12 protein-coding genes and 1 tRNA gene are annotated in these 12,945 nt (G+C 57.6%); 4 read left to right on the top strand and 9 right to left on the bottom strand.

The annotated features are described in order from the left end of the window. Positions 1-638: 638 nt before the first annotated feature. Positions 639-1,547 carry an alpha/beta fold hydrolase gene (locus tag H6G07_RS05325; RefSeq protein ID WP_073607211.1) on the bottom strand — a complete coding sequence of 303 codons (909 nt, stop codon included), beginning with the start codon at positions 1,545-1,547 and terminating at the stop codon, positions 639-641. A gap of 40 nt (positions 1,548-1,587) precedes the next feature. Continuing rightward, positions 1,588-2,304: an ACT domain-containing protein gene (locus tag H6G07_RS05320; RefSeq protein WP_073607212.1), complete on the bottom strand. Its 717-nt coding sequence runs from the start codon at positions 2,302-2,304 to the stop codon at positions 1,588-1,590. A 412-nt stretch (positions 2,305-2,716) separates the two neighbouring features. Here H6G07_RS05320 and H6G07_RS05315 point away from each other — a divergent pair, with 412 nt between their 5' ends. Next, positions 2,717-3,238, top strand: coding sequence for a GNAT family N-acetyltransferase (locus H6G07_RS05315; RefSeq protein ID WP_073607213.1), 522 nt, complete (start codon positions 2,717-2,719; stop codon positions 3,236-3,238). A 9-nt stretch (positions 3,239-3,247) separates the two neighbouring features. On the opposite strand, the gene H6G07_RS05310 is transcribed toward H6G07_RS05315, so the two are convergent. Continuing rightward, entirely contained in the window at positions 3,248-3,661 is a 414-nt protein-coding gene (locus H6G07_RS05310; protein WP_084172887.1) for a DUF4332 domain-containing protein, read from the bottom strand. A 92-nt stretch (positions 3,662-3,753) separates the two neighbouring features. Between H6G07_RS05310 and H6G07_RS05305 the strand changes: the two genes are divergently transcribed. Together H6G07_RS05305 and H6G07_RS05300 are read left to right on the top strand one after the other, a co-directional pair. Then, positions 3,754-3,827, top strand: a tRNA-Pro gene (locus tag H6G07_RS05305). A 187-nt stretch (positions 3,828-4,014) separates the two neighbouring features. Further along, on the top strand, positions 4,015-4,716 hold the full coding sequence (locus tag H6G07_RS05300; protein ID WP_073607215.1) for a Tic22 family protein: 702 nt from the start codon (positions 4,015-4,017) through the stop codon (positions 4,714-4,716). Positions 4,717-4,857: 141 nt separating this feature from the next. Here the strand turns inward: H6G07_RS05300 and H6G07_RS05295 are convergent, their stop codons facing one another. The 3 genes from H6G07_RS05295 to H6G07_RS05285 all read right to left on the bottom strand — a co-directional run bounded on the left by H6G07_RS05295 (position 4,858) and on the right by H6G07_RS05285 (position 8,182). Beyond that, on the bottom strand, positions 4,858-7,062 hold the full coding sequence (locus tag H6G07_RS05295) for a phosphoketolase family protein (RefSeq protein ID WP_073607216.1): 2,205 nt from the start codon (positions 7,060-7,062) through the stop codon (positions 4,858-4,860). 221 nt (positions 7,063-7,283) lie between these two features. Next, on the bottom strand, positions 7,284-7,754 hold the full coding sequence (locus H6G07_RS05290) for a hypothetical protein (protein WP_139296925.1): 471 nt from the start codon (positions 7,752-7,754) through the stop codon (positions 7,284-7,286). 23 nt (positions 7,755-7,777) lie between these two features. Then, a complete protein-coding gene (locus H6G07_RS05285) occupies positions 7,778-8,182 on the bottom strand; it encodes an NIL domain-containing protein (protein WP_073607218.1) in 405 nt (134 codons plus the stop codon). 112 nt (positions 8,183-8,294) lie between these two features. Here H6G07_RS05285 and H6G07_RS05280 point away from each other — a divergent pair, with 112 nt between their 5' ends. Continuing rightward, a complete protein-coding gene (locus H6G07_RS05280; RefSeq protein ID WP_073607219.1) occupies positions 8,295-8,876 on the top strand; it encodes a thioredoxin family protein in 582 nt (193 codons plus the stop codon). 68 nt (positions 8,877-8,944) lie between these two features. Here H6G07_RS05280 and ald read toward each other — a convergent pair whose 3' ends face one another. From ald to H6G07_RS05265, 3 genes are all read right to left on the bottom strand, one after another. Beyond that, entirely contained in the window at positions 8,945-10,060 is a 1,116-nt protein-coding gene (gene ald / locus H6G07_RS05275) for an alanine dehydrogenase (RefSeq protein ID WP_073607220.1), read from the bottom strand. A 62-nt stretch (positions 10,061-10,122) separates the two neighbouring features. Further along, positions 10,123-11,385, bottom strand: coding sequence for an ATP-binding response regulator (locus tag H6G07_RS05270; RefSeq protein ID WP_073607221.1), 1,263 nt, complete (start codon positions 11,383-11,385; stop codon positions 10,123-10,125). Between the two features lie 178 nt (positions 11,386-11,563). Then, entirely contained in the window at positions 11,564-12,805 is a 1,242-nt protein-coding gene (locus tag H6G07_RS05265) for an adenylate/guanylate cyclase domain-containing protein (RefSeq protein WP_073607222.1), read from the bottom strand. Positions 12,806-12,945: the final 140 nt, after the last annotated feature.

Below are 12,945 nucleotides of genomic sequence, written 5' to 3'. Positions count from 1 at the left end.
AGGACGAGTGAGTAATGTCAGCAGCACTCACTGGGTAGACTACCACTCCATTGGGGACAGGCGGGTTGTCAGCCGCTTCGACTGACCTCGTCACAACGGGCATGGGTTTTCGGATTTAAACGCTTCCTCCAGTTCAAACAGTCCTACGGCAGCAGCAAACCTGACTTGTTTCAGACTCTTGTAAATTTGTCATCGTGAAGGTTACGTAAACCATCCAATACTAATACAGAGATCCCGTAATTTCCCGTAGCGCCTTTAGCTAATCGGCGACATTCTTTGGATCCTTTCCTTTAATCTTTATTATTAGACAGCTTAGCCAGTTGAGCTCAGTTTGCTATCTCTCTAAAGCTCTGTAGCCAGCTAATAGGTCGCGTGATAAGGCGATCGCCCACTAAGTAGCTTTACTTCGGAAATTCCTATAAGAAAAACTGTTCGTTTATCTGGGTTTTGGGGGGTGACATTTCCCTAAGATGAGCCTATAGTATGAATGTGTGAGGAGCGAACCAGAAGAGATGCCGAGACGAAACACGGCCAGTCGTCGGCATCTCTTTTGTTTTGTATCTAAGCTTTAAAAACTGTCGTGGCTCATGCAAATCGTTTCACGCTGATCCTGGCAAAACCGACCACTTCTCCCAGTGCTATCGGCTCGTTTGAGTCTGAAGCAAGGAATTTTTGAGAATACTTTGCAGAGCTTGGGCGACCATTTGAGGCTGCTCTAGCATAGCCAAATGGCCACAGTTTTCAATCTCAATGACAGGGAGTTTTCCCTGATGAGCGCCCTGGAGATAGCCCGCGAGGTGATGCACGTAGCGCAGATTCATCACCTGGTCTTGACGGCCCGCAATAAAGTACACCGGCTGCTTAAGCGTGGCCACTAGCCGGGGCAGCAGGTGCACTTCGGCTTCGGTGGTTGATTCTAATAGGGTGCCCAGGGCGGCGGCGGGGTCTGCCTGGAGCAGGTCGAGGCAGCGATCGCGGCCCCAGTGGTAGGCCAACGGCTGGTGCACCATCATGCGAGTGAGCAGTAGAGGCAACAGCGGCAACCGACCTAACCAAGGTCGTCGCCAGCCCACAATGTACTGCCCCGCCTGGCGAAACTGCTGGAACTCTCGGTCTAGATAAAGACCACCGCCCGCATTTAGACAGACCACTCCCTGCACCAGATGAGGGTAGCAGTGGGCCATCCACAGCGCCACGCTACCGCCAAGAGAATGGCCCACTAGCCACACCGGACCCAGGTTGAGCTGCTCTAGCAGCGCCGCCAAGTCACGGGCATAGGCTCCCAAGCCGTAGGGCGATGCCGACGCTCCCCAACTTTGGGCAGCGGCAGGAATGCCTGGATCGTAATGCTCAAGGTCGTGGCGAGATTCGCCAAATCCCCGCAGGTCGTAGGCCAGGCAGGAGTAATCGATACTCAGCCCATCAATTAGCGGTTGCCAATACCGATGGCTGAGCAACCAGCCATGAATAAAAACTAGAGGCGGGGCTTTACCCTCGTTGGTGAGGTGGTAGTAGTGGGGTACACCAAGGACTGTGGTGATGGCCATAGGGTCATGGCCTCAGAGGCTGGGCTACGACCATCGTACCCTAGCTCATTAGGCGGTAGCGCATGCCCTCAGCAATTTTTTGCCCCAAGTAGTCTGGAATCAGGCTCTCGTTAGGCCCAAGTAAGTAAAGAATGAGTCGGGTACGCCCCCGCCACACCAGTAAGTTAGCGTTGACCACCAGCAAATCTTCTTGCCAGATGGCGTACATCACCTTGTAAAAAAGTCCTGGCTGGTTATCGGCTTCAATCAATAGCGCCGGCAGATGAAAAACCGGATCCACATAAAATTCTGTCTCTACCCGTTCAAGCCCAGCGTTGAGGTTAAACTCCACTGTCAGCATTTCTTCTACTTCAAAATGCCCTGCCAGAGTTTCTTGAATAGCGCGGCAGACATTGTCAGTCGTCTTAGGGCTGAGGGCTTTGCCCCCCCGCGACACGACTAACTTAATAAACACCAGCATAGGTGGGTAGATCTGCCCATAGAGACTGAGATTGTGAATGGTCAGCCCGTAGGCCGCCAGCACCCCAAAAATATCGCTCAGCAAAAATGACTGGTTGCGATAGACAAAGTGCAGCGCGCTTTTGTTGCCCTCGGGCTTAATGTCGAGCACAGCCTTGCGCTGCTTGTAGAGCTGATAGGCCAAGCGCAAGTTTTGCAGCTGAATCTCGCTGCTGACAAACTGCTCATAAAACTGGGGGAAAGCTCGGTTGAAGCGCTTTAACAGCTCAACCGTTGAGGGGTTTAAGCCAGCGGCCATGGTGGGAAGGATGGAACTCCATGGAGGTAACGTTAGCATTTGCCGCATCAGGAAACCCTAGCAAAAGCAAGAATCTATCCCCGTCCTAACGCTTTTGGCCGCCGTTGTCGTCGGGGGAACCTCCTAAGTGCTGGGGCAGAGGCATCAGACACCCAAAACCCAAAGGAATTAGAGGGTGCATTCAAAGCTGGGGCTGCGATCGCCCGCCCGTTTCCCAAGACAAAGCCTTTTCAGCAGCCCACATAAATCTCCAGGGTTGCCAGAAGCATAGGGATTTTATGGGGATATACTATGAGAAACGGTCGTCAGGCATTTAAGTCTAACCCTTAGCCGTAGCCAATGTGCCGCGCTATTGAGGTGCTTAACTTATACTGCTGAACGTTGTGCCACTTCATTATCAGACAGGGCCTGCATGGGTTTTTGGAAAAGTCTTTTTGTCGGATCTGATGGCGCTGCGTCTGGGGAAACAAAGTCGGCAGGTAGTGTCTTAGACGCTCTGCCCGAGCAGGGTGAAGGGTCAACTATCGTGTTTAGCACCGATCGCGACCTTGACCTCTACGAACTTGAAGAGTTGTGCAACGCCGTGGGCTGGGCTCGCCGTCCCATTCGCAAAGTTAAAAAAGCCATTCAGCACAGCTATCTGGTTGTCACCATGTGGGAGCAGCGCGGTGCCCGCCGCCGCTTAGTCGGCTTTTCTCGCGCTACCTCCGACCATGCCTTCAACGCCACAATTTGGGATGTGGTCGTGCATCCCGACTTTCAAGGGCGTGGTCTAGGCAAAGAGCTCATGCGCCAGCTAATCAAAAAACTGCGCAGCGAAGACATCAGCAACGTGACGTTATTTGCTGACCCGCAAGTGGTTGAGTTTTATAAAGGGCTAGGCTTTATGCCCGACCCTGAAGGCATCAAGGGCATGTTTTGGTACCCAGATTAGGGCCAAGACTTAGGCTGAGCGCGCAAGGACTTTGGCCTGTTGAATCCAGAGACTGACTTGGTCAGGGGTAGGGCACAGGTCGTTGCGTTGTAGGGTGGCCACGTGCAGCCGACGCAGCCGGGTATAAAGCCCTTGGGCCGTAGCATCAGCGAGCTGCGCCACCGAGATAATGCCAGCGTGCAGCAGCAGCCCGTTAAACTCACAACCCACAGCTGGCACCCGAGCCAATTCTGCCAAAATAACCCACTTAGTGACATAGCGCAGGGGTACCTGTATCTTCTTGGCCAGGGTTTGGCGATGGTCTATGGTGGCCCCATAGCGGCGGAGTTGGTCGGTGCTGGTTAAGCCCAGCCGAGCCATTCCCTGGGCATGGGTGGCGCTCAAGCCAGGCAGTTGCTCAAGGGGATAGGCTGGGCTAGCCATAGGAGACCTGTATTGATGAGGAATGTTCATCTAAGCATGAGCCATGCTGTAGCGGCAAAAAAGCAGGCTATACTGGTGAGCATGTTGGTCTACGGGATGTAGCGCAGCTTGGTAGCGCGCCTGCTTTGGGAGCAGGATGTCGCAGGTTCAAATCCTGTCATCCCGATTTTGAGTATAGTGGCTTGCCTTAGGCAGATAGTAGGACTGTCACAGGGAGCCATAAAACATATTGTTGGTTTGTAGTATTTATAGTCAGGATGTTGACAATCATCCGCCCGCTTCTTTGCCGTTACGCTACGAAGAAATACCCTATGAAACACCTCTTTTCCTCCCTTTTACGGCCTCTTCCTCTGATGACTCTAGTTAGCGGCAGCTTGCTGGGAGGGAGTCTGGCGATGCCTCTGCCCGCCTCCGCTTTAGGTGAAGAGGCCATTGTGGACAAACTTGAGCAGGTGCCGGTCTTTGTAATTTTAAACTCTGACGGTCAGCCTCTCACCGCTGCTGCCGAGGTCGACGACCAGGAGGTTAAGGTGCCCGTAGTCTTTATTGATGGCGAGGCGGCTGAAGAATTTTTGACCCGTGCCCAAGAAGAAGATCCCAGCGCTGAGGTGGCTCTGGTGGATCTCGGGACGTTGTACCAGGAGACAGTCCTTGGCGATGAAGAGAAGGTGCCGCTGCTGTATCTTCCCATTGGCGATGAGCTGGATACCGCGATCGCCCTCCAGTCCAATTTTCAAGGGGTGCCGTTATTCATAGCCCGCCAGGGTGCAGACGGGCCTTATCTGACCATCAACCAGGATGGTCAGGCCTCGCTGCCGATGTTTTTCTCGCGCAACGACCTGCAAACGCTGCTCGATCGCTACAGTGAGTCCAATGCCGAAGCCGCCGACGATATTGTGGTACAAGTGCTTTCGCTGGAGTGGTTGCTCGCTACTATGACCAGCAACAGCGACCCTGAACTTGACGCGCAACTTCAACAGGTGCGGCTCTTTCCCTCTACCGAAGTGCTCAACTACATTCGCGCCCAAGATTCAGAGCCTGCTGCTGGAGAGTAAGACTCTTAACTACCGTGGAATGTCCAACTGAGAGTAGGAACTAGCAGGCTGCAAAATAGCCGATGGCTTCGACTCTGCTCAGCCATCGGCTATTTTTGTCTTTAGGGCCGCTGTGGCTGTAGAGACAATTGGGAGCTGACCTTAGCCCAGCAGCGCCGTGGCCCTGGCCACAAACTCATCGGCGGTAAGGCCGTTTAGCGCCATAATCTGGCCAGCGCTGGCGGTGGTTTCGCCCCGTCTCCAGCAGAAGGTGTCGCGGGGAGCGGTACTGCGCAACATGATGGGTTCGAGCATGGCGCTTGAACCCCCCGTTACCCCAATCAGCACGTCGCCACCAAACAGCCGCTCGAACCCAGCGTCGTCCAAGAAACTGCTGTCCGGTTCAGAGCACATATCCCAAGCCACGTCGGTAGGGCGATAGAGCTGACGGGGGTTGACCACTGACACAATGCGGCTGCCAATGCCCTTAACCGCTAACTGTTCAGCCGCTTCAAAGACAGGTATCAGGGTCATATCGCCAATTACGGCAAACACGACGGTTTTATCGCCAGCGATGCTGGCCAAGGCTACCGCTCCCTCGGCTAGGGCGCGGCGGGTCTGCTCAAAGGTGGTGCGAACGGGCAGCGGCGACTTGCTGGCCGTGATCGTGATGCCTTTGTTGCGGGTGGCCAGCGCCCAGTCGTAGCACACCTGAATGCCGTTGGCGTCGGTGGGAAAGAGCGCGTACACGTTGCCGTTGCGCAGCATGCCCGCGAAGTAGTTCTCCACCTCAGGGCGCTGGTGAGTCCAGCCGTTGCGGCCCTGTTCTAATGCTCCGGCGGTAAATAGGGCGATCGTAGACGGGGTCGGGCGGCGCAGTTCAGCCATTGCTTGGGTGACAGTCTGCCAGATGGGCAGGCCATTGATCGCAAAAGATTCGTAGGAGCACCAGAGGGTGCGAGCGCCAAAGAGAGCCTGGGCGGCGGCGAGCCCGGCGCAAGCGTCTTCACTGAGGGGTTCGTACACCTGGCCCTGGGGTTGCTGGGAGTAGGTGGCGTCGGTGGTGGGGTGAATGATTTTGAGCGCCTGGTTGATGTTGTTGAGGCCAGAGGCGGCATTGCCGTCGGCGTTAGTAACTACAAACTGGGCGTCTTGCTGGCCCACGTAGCCCACCAGGGCTCCCATGGCGGTGGTGGCCACCTGCTTGTCGCCCTCCACGGGGAATTCGTTCAAGGGTAGGTTGCCCAGGTCGGCCAGGGGCAGCACCGATTCTGTGACCGCTGTTTTGGCCCCGGGGCCGCCCATGGAGCGCTCATAGTTGGTGCGCACCAGCGCCCAGGCGTCGGGGTGGAGGGCGCGGGTAGTGAGGGCGCTGACGATGTAGTCGCGCTGGAGGGAGTCGCCGGGGTAGAGATTGTGAGACTGAGCGCCGCGCTTGTGGACACCGGCCCCCTTGAGTTGCTTGACGATCAGCACACTGAGGGTGCCACCTAGGGCGAGCTTAGCCGCTTTGTCAGTGGCTTCGAGCACGGCCTGGGTAAAGGCAAACCGCTGGGGAAAGGAGAATGCGGTGCTATCTACGTAATCGCCGGGCTGGTCGGCGTCGTCAAAGTCTTTGGCATCGACGAGGACTACCTCCTGGAAGCCGTTGCCGCGCCAGTAATCCACCATGGCCTGGTTGGACTTGGTAGAGACCATGCTGTGGTGTTCCTGGCTGTAGCCATTCCACACTAGGATGGGCAAGAAGTTGGTGACGGTGGGGTAGGCGGTGTTGAAGTGGCCAAAGCTGCTCATGATGTAGGGTTCGCCCAGGCCGCCGTCGCCGATGGTGACGGGGAACAGGACGCCGGGGTGCAGTTTGGCCCCGACCATGGCGAAGTGCTGGCCCTGGCCCAGCGGCCCGGCGGGGTTGAGCAATCCGGGGATTTGGCCAGACAGGTGGCCGAGCAGACCGTGGGTTTCGCGGAAGCGATCGCACAACTGCTGCACGGTCTCAATTCCCATATCCTCTAGCGATCGATCCAAAAACACATTGCTGTAGAAGCCGGGGGCGTGGTGGCCGACCTCGGTAATGATGTTTTTGTGGCCCAGCATGACCAGAGATGCGATCGCCTCAGCAATGCTGGCAAACCCGCCGGGGTGACCCGACTCTTTGCTGGCGGTCACTTGCAGGGTGAGGTAGCGCAGCGCATCGGCAGCCAGCAGGGTTTGGTAGACGGCAGTCGGGTCGCTGGGAGACGAGACGGCGGTTTGCTCGGGGGCGATCGCCGCAGACTGACCATAGGCCGCAAACTCGGGGGGCAGCTCCCCAAAGTGCTGAATGCCTTCGCAAAAAGCCGGAATTGATTGCGTGGTGGCCATCGTCATACCTTAAACCCCCTAACTAGCGTCAAAAGAACTATGGCTCCCCAGCCTTGTTTGCGCGCCCGGTTAACTGAGCAGCGTCTGTCCAGCAAGCGCAATTGTATGCAGTTGGCAAGGAGCTGTTAACCATCCTACACAGCGATGGGGCACCGAGGCGGTGGACACCATTACGATTCTGGAGGGCTGAGATTGGGGTAAGCCGACACATTTATATGGTTGAGAGCTTAGAGGTGCGCACCATGGATTGTGGCCGATCGCAACAGGACAGGGAGCCAGCTCAATGCCAGTCCTAGGAGCGCCAGGATTGACAGCCAAACAAAGGCGACCGTGTCTTTGTACCCAGCGATCAAATTGTCGACCCGAGCCAGCAGCGATACGGCGATGAGCATGACGAAGTAGGCAAACCTTTGAAACTGGCTGACGGCAGCCACTGCTAGCGAGGCGGTGGTGAGCGCCATGACGAAATAGCCCAGATCAGACTGAAAACCCAGTAGCAGGAGCTGCCTCATTTTGGGCCAGCCCAGGGTAATTGCCCAGGCCCCCCAAATTGCTAGCAGAGCGCTCACAGCCCAGCCTCCAGGAGATGTCTCGCCGTGGTGCAAAAAACCACCGTAGGTAGCGTAGGCCATGATCAAAAGCGTCCATGAGAGCCAGTGGCTCTGGAGCACGGTAGATAGGGAGCGGCTGGGTCTCATGGCGATCGCCTCACGGGGAACGGCTAAAGATTGGTAGAAATAGCCTGCACCGGGCAGGTGGGCACGCACTGCTCGCAGACAATGCAGCGCGATCGCGCAAAGGTCAGCCGATAGGTCTCTGGGTCGAGGGTGAGAGCGCGGGTGGGGCAGACGCCGGTACACAGACCGCAGTGCACGCAGAGGTCTTCGTCCACGACAATTTCGCCGCTAGCGCTCGACACCTCAATGCCCTGCACCTCTAGCCAATCGATAGCGTCATTGAGCTGGTCGATGTCGCCCGACAGCTCAACCACCAGGGTGCCCACCTGGTTGGGGGCCACCTGGGCGCGAATAATGTTGGCGGCAATATTGAAGTCTTTGGCCAGTCGGTAGGTAATGGGCATGTGCACCGACCGCTTGGGGAAAATTAGCTTGACCCGTTTTTTCATGGCCGCCTCTACACCCCGATTCTTTTACACTAAATACTAATGGCCTACCTCTATCCTAACCGGAGAGCTAGGGTGTCCCGCCTTCATCCGATTTTGAGACTGCCGTCGTCCTATGTCAGACCCTTCTCCTAGCCCTACAGAACTTCCGACCAGCCGCGCCCGCAATCTGGTAGTCGCGATCGCGGCCATTGGGCTGGCGATCGCCATGGTCTTAGGAATTCGCACCCAATCGACCACGCCTTCGTTGAGCGAACTGGCCGCCAATGCCGTGCCCTACGAGGTGGCCCAAACCAACGGCAAGCCCACGCTGCTAGAGTTTTACGCCAACTGGTGCACTAGCTGCCAGGCGATGGCGGGTGACATGGCCGAGCTGCGGGATGGGTACGGCGATCGCGTCAACTTTGTCATGCTCAACATCGACAACAACAAGTGGCTGCCCGAAATGCTGGCCTACCGCGTTGAGGGCATTCCCCACTTTGTCTATATGGGGGCCGACGCCCACCCCATTGCCACCGCTGTTGGCGAACAGCCCCGGCAGATTCTCAGCGACAACCTCGACGCGCTGATTGCCCAGGCTCCTCTACCCCACCAGCAAACCTTTGGCCGCGTTTCAGAGGTAGAGGGCGATTTCCTGTCGCGGCAGAGCGCTGTGAATGATGATCCTCGCGCCCACGGCAGTGCGATCGTAAATTAATTCAGGTGGGCCGCCATCCCCCTCCCTGGGCAGCCGTCAATGTGAGGATGAATACCGTGGATCAGTCGCTAAATAGCCGCCAGAGGGGCCGCCGATTGAGTCGCTAGATCGGGAAAAACATCGCGCACAGCTGGGTGAATCAGTTTTCCGGCTGAAACGTTTAGACCGCCCTGCAATCCGCTGTCAATGGCGAGCGCATCTAGCCCGTGGCGCGCCAGTTTGAGCACGTAAGGCAGGGTGGCATTGTTTAGGGCCTGGGTGGCCGTCCAGGGCACGGCACCGGGCATATTGGGCACCCCAAAATGCACTACCCCCTGCTCCACGTAGGTGGGCTGGCTGTGGGAGGTGGGGCGCAGGGTTTCGATGCAGCCCCCCTGATCCACGGCAACGTCGATAATGACTGAACCGGGGCGCATGGTGGCTACCAGCGCCTTCGACACCAGGGTGGGAGCCTTGCGACCGGGCACCAGCACCGCGCCAATCAGCAGGTCGGCCTGGGGTACGGAGGCAGCGATTTGGGCAGAACTGCTGTAGAGCAGCTCAACGCGGGAACCAAACAGGGTTTCGAGGTAGGCCAGCCGCTCGACGTTGAGATCGATGATTTGCACCCTGGCCCCCAGCCCCACAGCCATCTTGGCGGCCTCGGTACCGACCACACCGCCACCCAAAATCACTACGGTGCCAGGGGCCACTCCAGGGATGCCGCCCAAAAGCACCCCTCGCCCTCCCTGCTGGCGCTCCAGGTAGCGAGCCCCAAACTGCACCGATAGCCGTCCGGCGATCACGCTCATGGGGGTGAGTAGGGGGAGCCTGCCGTCGGCGGCGGTGACGGTTTCGTAGGCGATCGCCTCAATGCCACTAGCCATCAGCGCTTCGGTGAGCGATCGCTCAGCGGCCAAATGCAGATAGGTAAACAAAATCAGGTCACGGCGAAAAAAGCCGTACTCCGAAGGCTGGGGCTCCTTGACCTTCACCACCATGTCCTGGCTCCAGGCGGTGGCCGCATCGGCCACCAGTGTGGCTCCGGCTGCATGATAGTCGCTATCCGCAAAGCCCGACCCAGCTCCAGCCCCGGTTTGCACTACCACCGAGTGCCCCTGCTGAACCAAGCTCTGCACCGCCGCTGGGGTCAACCCCACGCGAAATTCCTGGTCTTTGATTTCCTTGGGGAGCCCGATGCGCATAGTGTCGCTGTCAGTTGGTGGAAGGGTAATTCCATCCTAGCTAACCCAGATGAGGCCAACCCCTAGGAAACCGCAGAATTCCCTAACTCTGTGCTCCCGAGCTGGGGTAAATAGAGCGTAAAGCAACTGCCCTGGCCAGCTTCAGACGACAGGAAAATAGTACCGTTGTGAAGCTTTGCGATCCGCTGGGACAGGTGCAAACCCAAACCATGGCCCGCCCGCGCATGGTTGCCCTGGCGAAACCACTCAAAAACCCTAGTCTGCTCGGCGACGGGAATGCCGATACCGGTATCGGCTACAGACAGCCATACCCAGGGGCGATCGCGAGGGTAGCCAGTCGCCTCAACCTCGGGCGGCAGGTGCGGCTCAGTGCCCACCGTAACGGAGACGTGGCCAACATCGGTAAACTTAATCGCGTTGCCGATCAGGTTGGTGATCACCCGACGCAGCTCTAGATGGTCGCCCTCTACGGTAAAAGCATCGTCGTTCAGCAGCGCATTGCCCCGAGTAACCCCCCCTAGGGTGGCAGCACCGTTGAAAGTAGCAGCAGAAACAGCGGTGCGCGGAGTCTCTACCTGGTCAGCCCGACACAGCATCGCCGTGAGCGACTTCTCGGCGGCAATGGGGGCCAGCTCAGTGACTACCGTTTCGGCCAGGTTGAAAAGATTGACGGGTGATAGGGTCAGCGCCTTGTGCCCGGCCTCATGGCGGTAGACCTCAAGCAGCGTGTTAACCATGCTGAGCAGGTGGCGGTTGCTGTCAATAATGGTAGCGATCGCCGCTTTACCGTCGTCAGGCATGGGGCCAAAGGCATCGTCTTGGCACAGCTTGAGCATACGATTGGCGGCCACTAGCGGAGTGCGCAGGTCGTGGGTGAGGCGGGCCACAAAGTCGTCTCGCTGGCGAATCATATCGGCCTGAGCATCCATGCTGCGCTTGAGCCGTAACAGCGATCGCACCCTGGCCCGCAGCTCATTGACATCTACGGGCTTGCGGATGAAGTCATCTGCCCCCGCGTCAAGCCCCTGCACCAGACTCGACTGATCGTGGGCCGTAATCAGCAAAATGGGAATGTAGGGCAGGCTCGTATCGTCGCGAATCTTTTGGGTCACCGCATAGCCATCCAGGCCCGGCATCATGACGTCGAGCAAAATCAGATCCGGGGGAGGCACCTGCCGTACTACATCCAAAGCCGCCTGACCGCTCTCTACACAGGTCATGCGGTAGTCAGGGTCATCCAGAATTGATTCGATCAGGAACAAATTGTCCGGAGAATCGTCTACAGCCAGAATAGCGAAGGAGTCGTCGGGAAAATCCGGGGGCATTGCGGGTTCAACACTCTTGGCAGGGCACTTCCTATGAAATTTTTGCGGCGTTTTACAAAACGTAACCAAGGTAGCAAAAGGCTCAGCGATCTAACCTTAGGAATGCCACAATACTATGCCAACAACCTCTACCTGAGGGCATAAGCTCCCGGTTAGCGCCGATTTCTACACGAGAGTTTTAAGCGAAGGTAAACAGCTCAAGCTCCTGGGCCCGCCCTCGAATAGGGTGCACACCTACCGATTGTAAAGGCCAAGAATCGGCCCGCTGTCGGGTGGCATTGCTCACCAGCACCCCATACCCCAAGGTTTTCGTTAAAGCTTCGAGCCGGGCGGCCACGTTGACCGTATCGCCAATCACCGTAAACTCAAGGCGACCGCTAGTGCCCAGGCAGCCCGCGACCACCGGGCCAGAGTGCACCCCAACTCCCATGGCCAAAGGCGAAATTTGCGTCACCTCCCGCACCATGGCGGCGGCGGCGGTCAGGGCGCTGCGGGCGTGGTTTTCGAGCGGGTCAGGGGCACCAAAGACCGCCAGCATGCCGTCGCCCATAAACTTGTCCACCCAGCCCCCGTGATGCTCCACAATCGTGGCCAACAACCCCTGATAGCGATTGAGAAAATCCAGGACCGTCTGGGGTTCTAGGGCCTCTGAAAAGTGGGTAAACTCGCGCAGATCGGTCACCACCACAGTAACGTCGCGCTTTTGGGACTGTTGCAGCAGTTCTAAGGGCGACTCAAAGGCAGCTTCGACAATGGTTTTGGGCAAAAACTGCGCCATCAGTAGGCGACCCGACTCGTTCTTGACATGGCGGCGCACGATGACCGCCATGCGCATGCCTAAATAGCCGGTGCCAAACACCGTAATGCCGGCAAACAGAGCCAGGGCCAGGTTGAGCTTAAACAGCACCGCCGCGTAGCCAAAGTTAGCCAGAGCCAGCAAGGAGGTGAGCAGCGCGGCGCGGCGGCTCAGGCGCAGTCCTCCCGATACAGCCACCAGGCTGCAAAACGCTACCACGTTGGTCAAAATCAGCGGTTGGCTAGCCCCCAACACCCGCCAAATGTTGGTGATAAAGGCCCACAGCAGCAGGTTGTCGAAGATGGGAATGATCACCTGCCAGCGCTGCAGGGCCTCCATTGACAGGCCCTGGCGCAAAATGACCACCAGCCCGAGGGCAAACAGGTTGGCGCAGAGGCTAATGATCATCACCGTGGGCGGCACATGGTCTTTGCCTAACAGCAACTGGGGAAACAAAAATACGGCCACGTCGAGCAGCAGGGAAATCAGCAACACCCCCATGCGCACGTAGGACAGCTGAAGTTCGTTGCGGTGGGCCTCTCGGGATACTACCTGGTCGAGGGCGGCCTGGATGCTGAGGCGACGGGAGAGAGTGGTTGCACCCGAAGGGGTTTGAAAGGTCATCTCCACTAACGGTTGAGGGGGAGCACAGAAGCGATGTCCCTGGGGCGGCGAGGGGCGGCGATGGTCGAGGAGTGGCCCCCTGGGGCGATCGCGCTGCCACCTAACGGCTTAGTTCATTAAAGCACGGCTCTTTCTGTGCT

Source organism: Phormidium tenue FACHB-1052, from assembly GCF_014696675.1.
Lineage (GTDB): Bacteria > Cyanobacteriota > Cyanobacteriia > Phormidesmidales > Phormidesmidaceae > Nodosilinea > Nodosilinea tenuis_A.
The sequence above is the reverse complement of the archived record's forward strand: the minus strand, read 5'-3'. Positions and strand labels throughout refer to the sequence as shown.

Coding starts and splice junctions, on each gene's coding strand:
- H6G07_RS05325 (WP_073607211.1), bottom strand. CDS start 1,547: ATGGCCATCACCACAGTCCTTGGTGTACCCCACTACTACCACCTCACC.
- H6G07_RS05270 (WP_073607221.1), bottom strand. CDS start 11,385: ATGCCCCCGGATTTTCCCGACGACTCCTTCGCTATTCTGGCTGTAGAC.
- H6G07_RS05320 (WP_073607212.1), bottom strand. CDS start 2,304: ATGGCCGCTGGCTTAAACCCCTCAACGGTTGAGCTGTTAAAGCGCTTC.
- H6G07_RS05315 (WP_073607213.1), top strand. CDS start 2,717: ATGGGTTTTTGGAAAAGTCTTTTTGTCGGATCTGATGGCGCTGCGTCT.
- H6G07_RS05295 (WP_073607216.1), bottom strand. CDS start 7,062: ATGACGATGGCCACCACGCAATCAATTCCGGCTTTTTGCGAAGGCATT.
- ald (WP_073607220.1), bottom strand. CDS start 10,060: ATGCGCATCGGGCTCCCCAAGGAAATCAAAGACCAGGAATTTCGCGTG.
- H6G07_RS05310 (WP_084172887.1), bottom strand. CDS start 3,661: ATGGCTAGCCCAGCCTATCCCCTTGAGCAACTGCCTGGCTTGAGCGCC.
- H6G07_RS05265 (WP_073607222.1), bottom strand. CDS start 12,805: ATGACCTTTCAAACCCCTTCGGGTGCAACCACTCTCTCCCGTCGCCTC.
- H6G07_RS05290 (WP_139296925.1), bottom strand. CDS start 7,754: ATGAGACCCAGCCGCTCCCTATCTACCGTGCTCCAGAGCCACTGGCTC.
- H6G07_RS05300 (WP_073607215.1), top strand. CDS start 4,015: ATGACTCTAGTTAGCGGCAGCTTGCTGGGAGGGAGTCTGGCGATGCCT.
- H6G07_RS05280 (WP_073607219.1), top strand. CDS start 8,295: ATGTCAGACCCTTCTCCTAGCCCTACAGAACTTCCGACCAGCCGCGCC.
- H6G07_RS05285 (WP_073607218.1), bottom strand. CDS start 8,182: ATGAAAAAACGGGTCAAGCTAATTTTCCCCAAGCGGTCGGTGCACATG.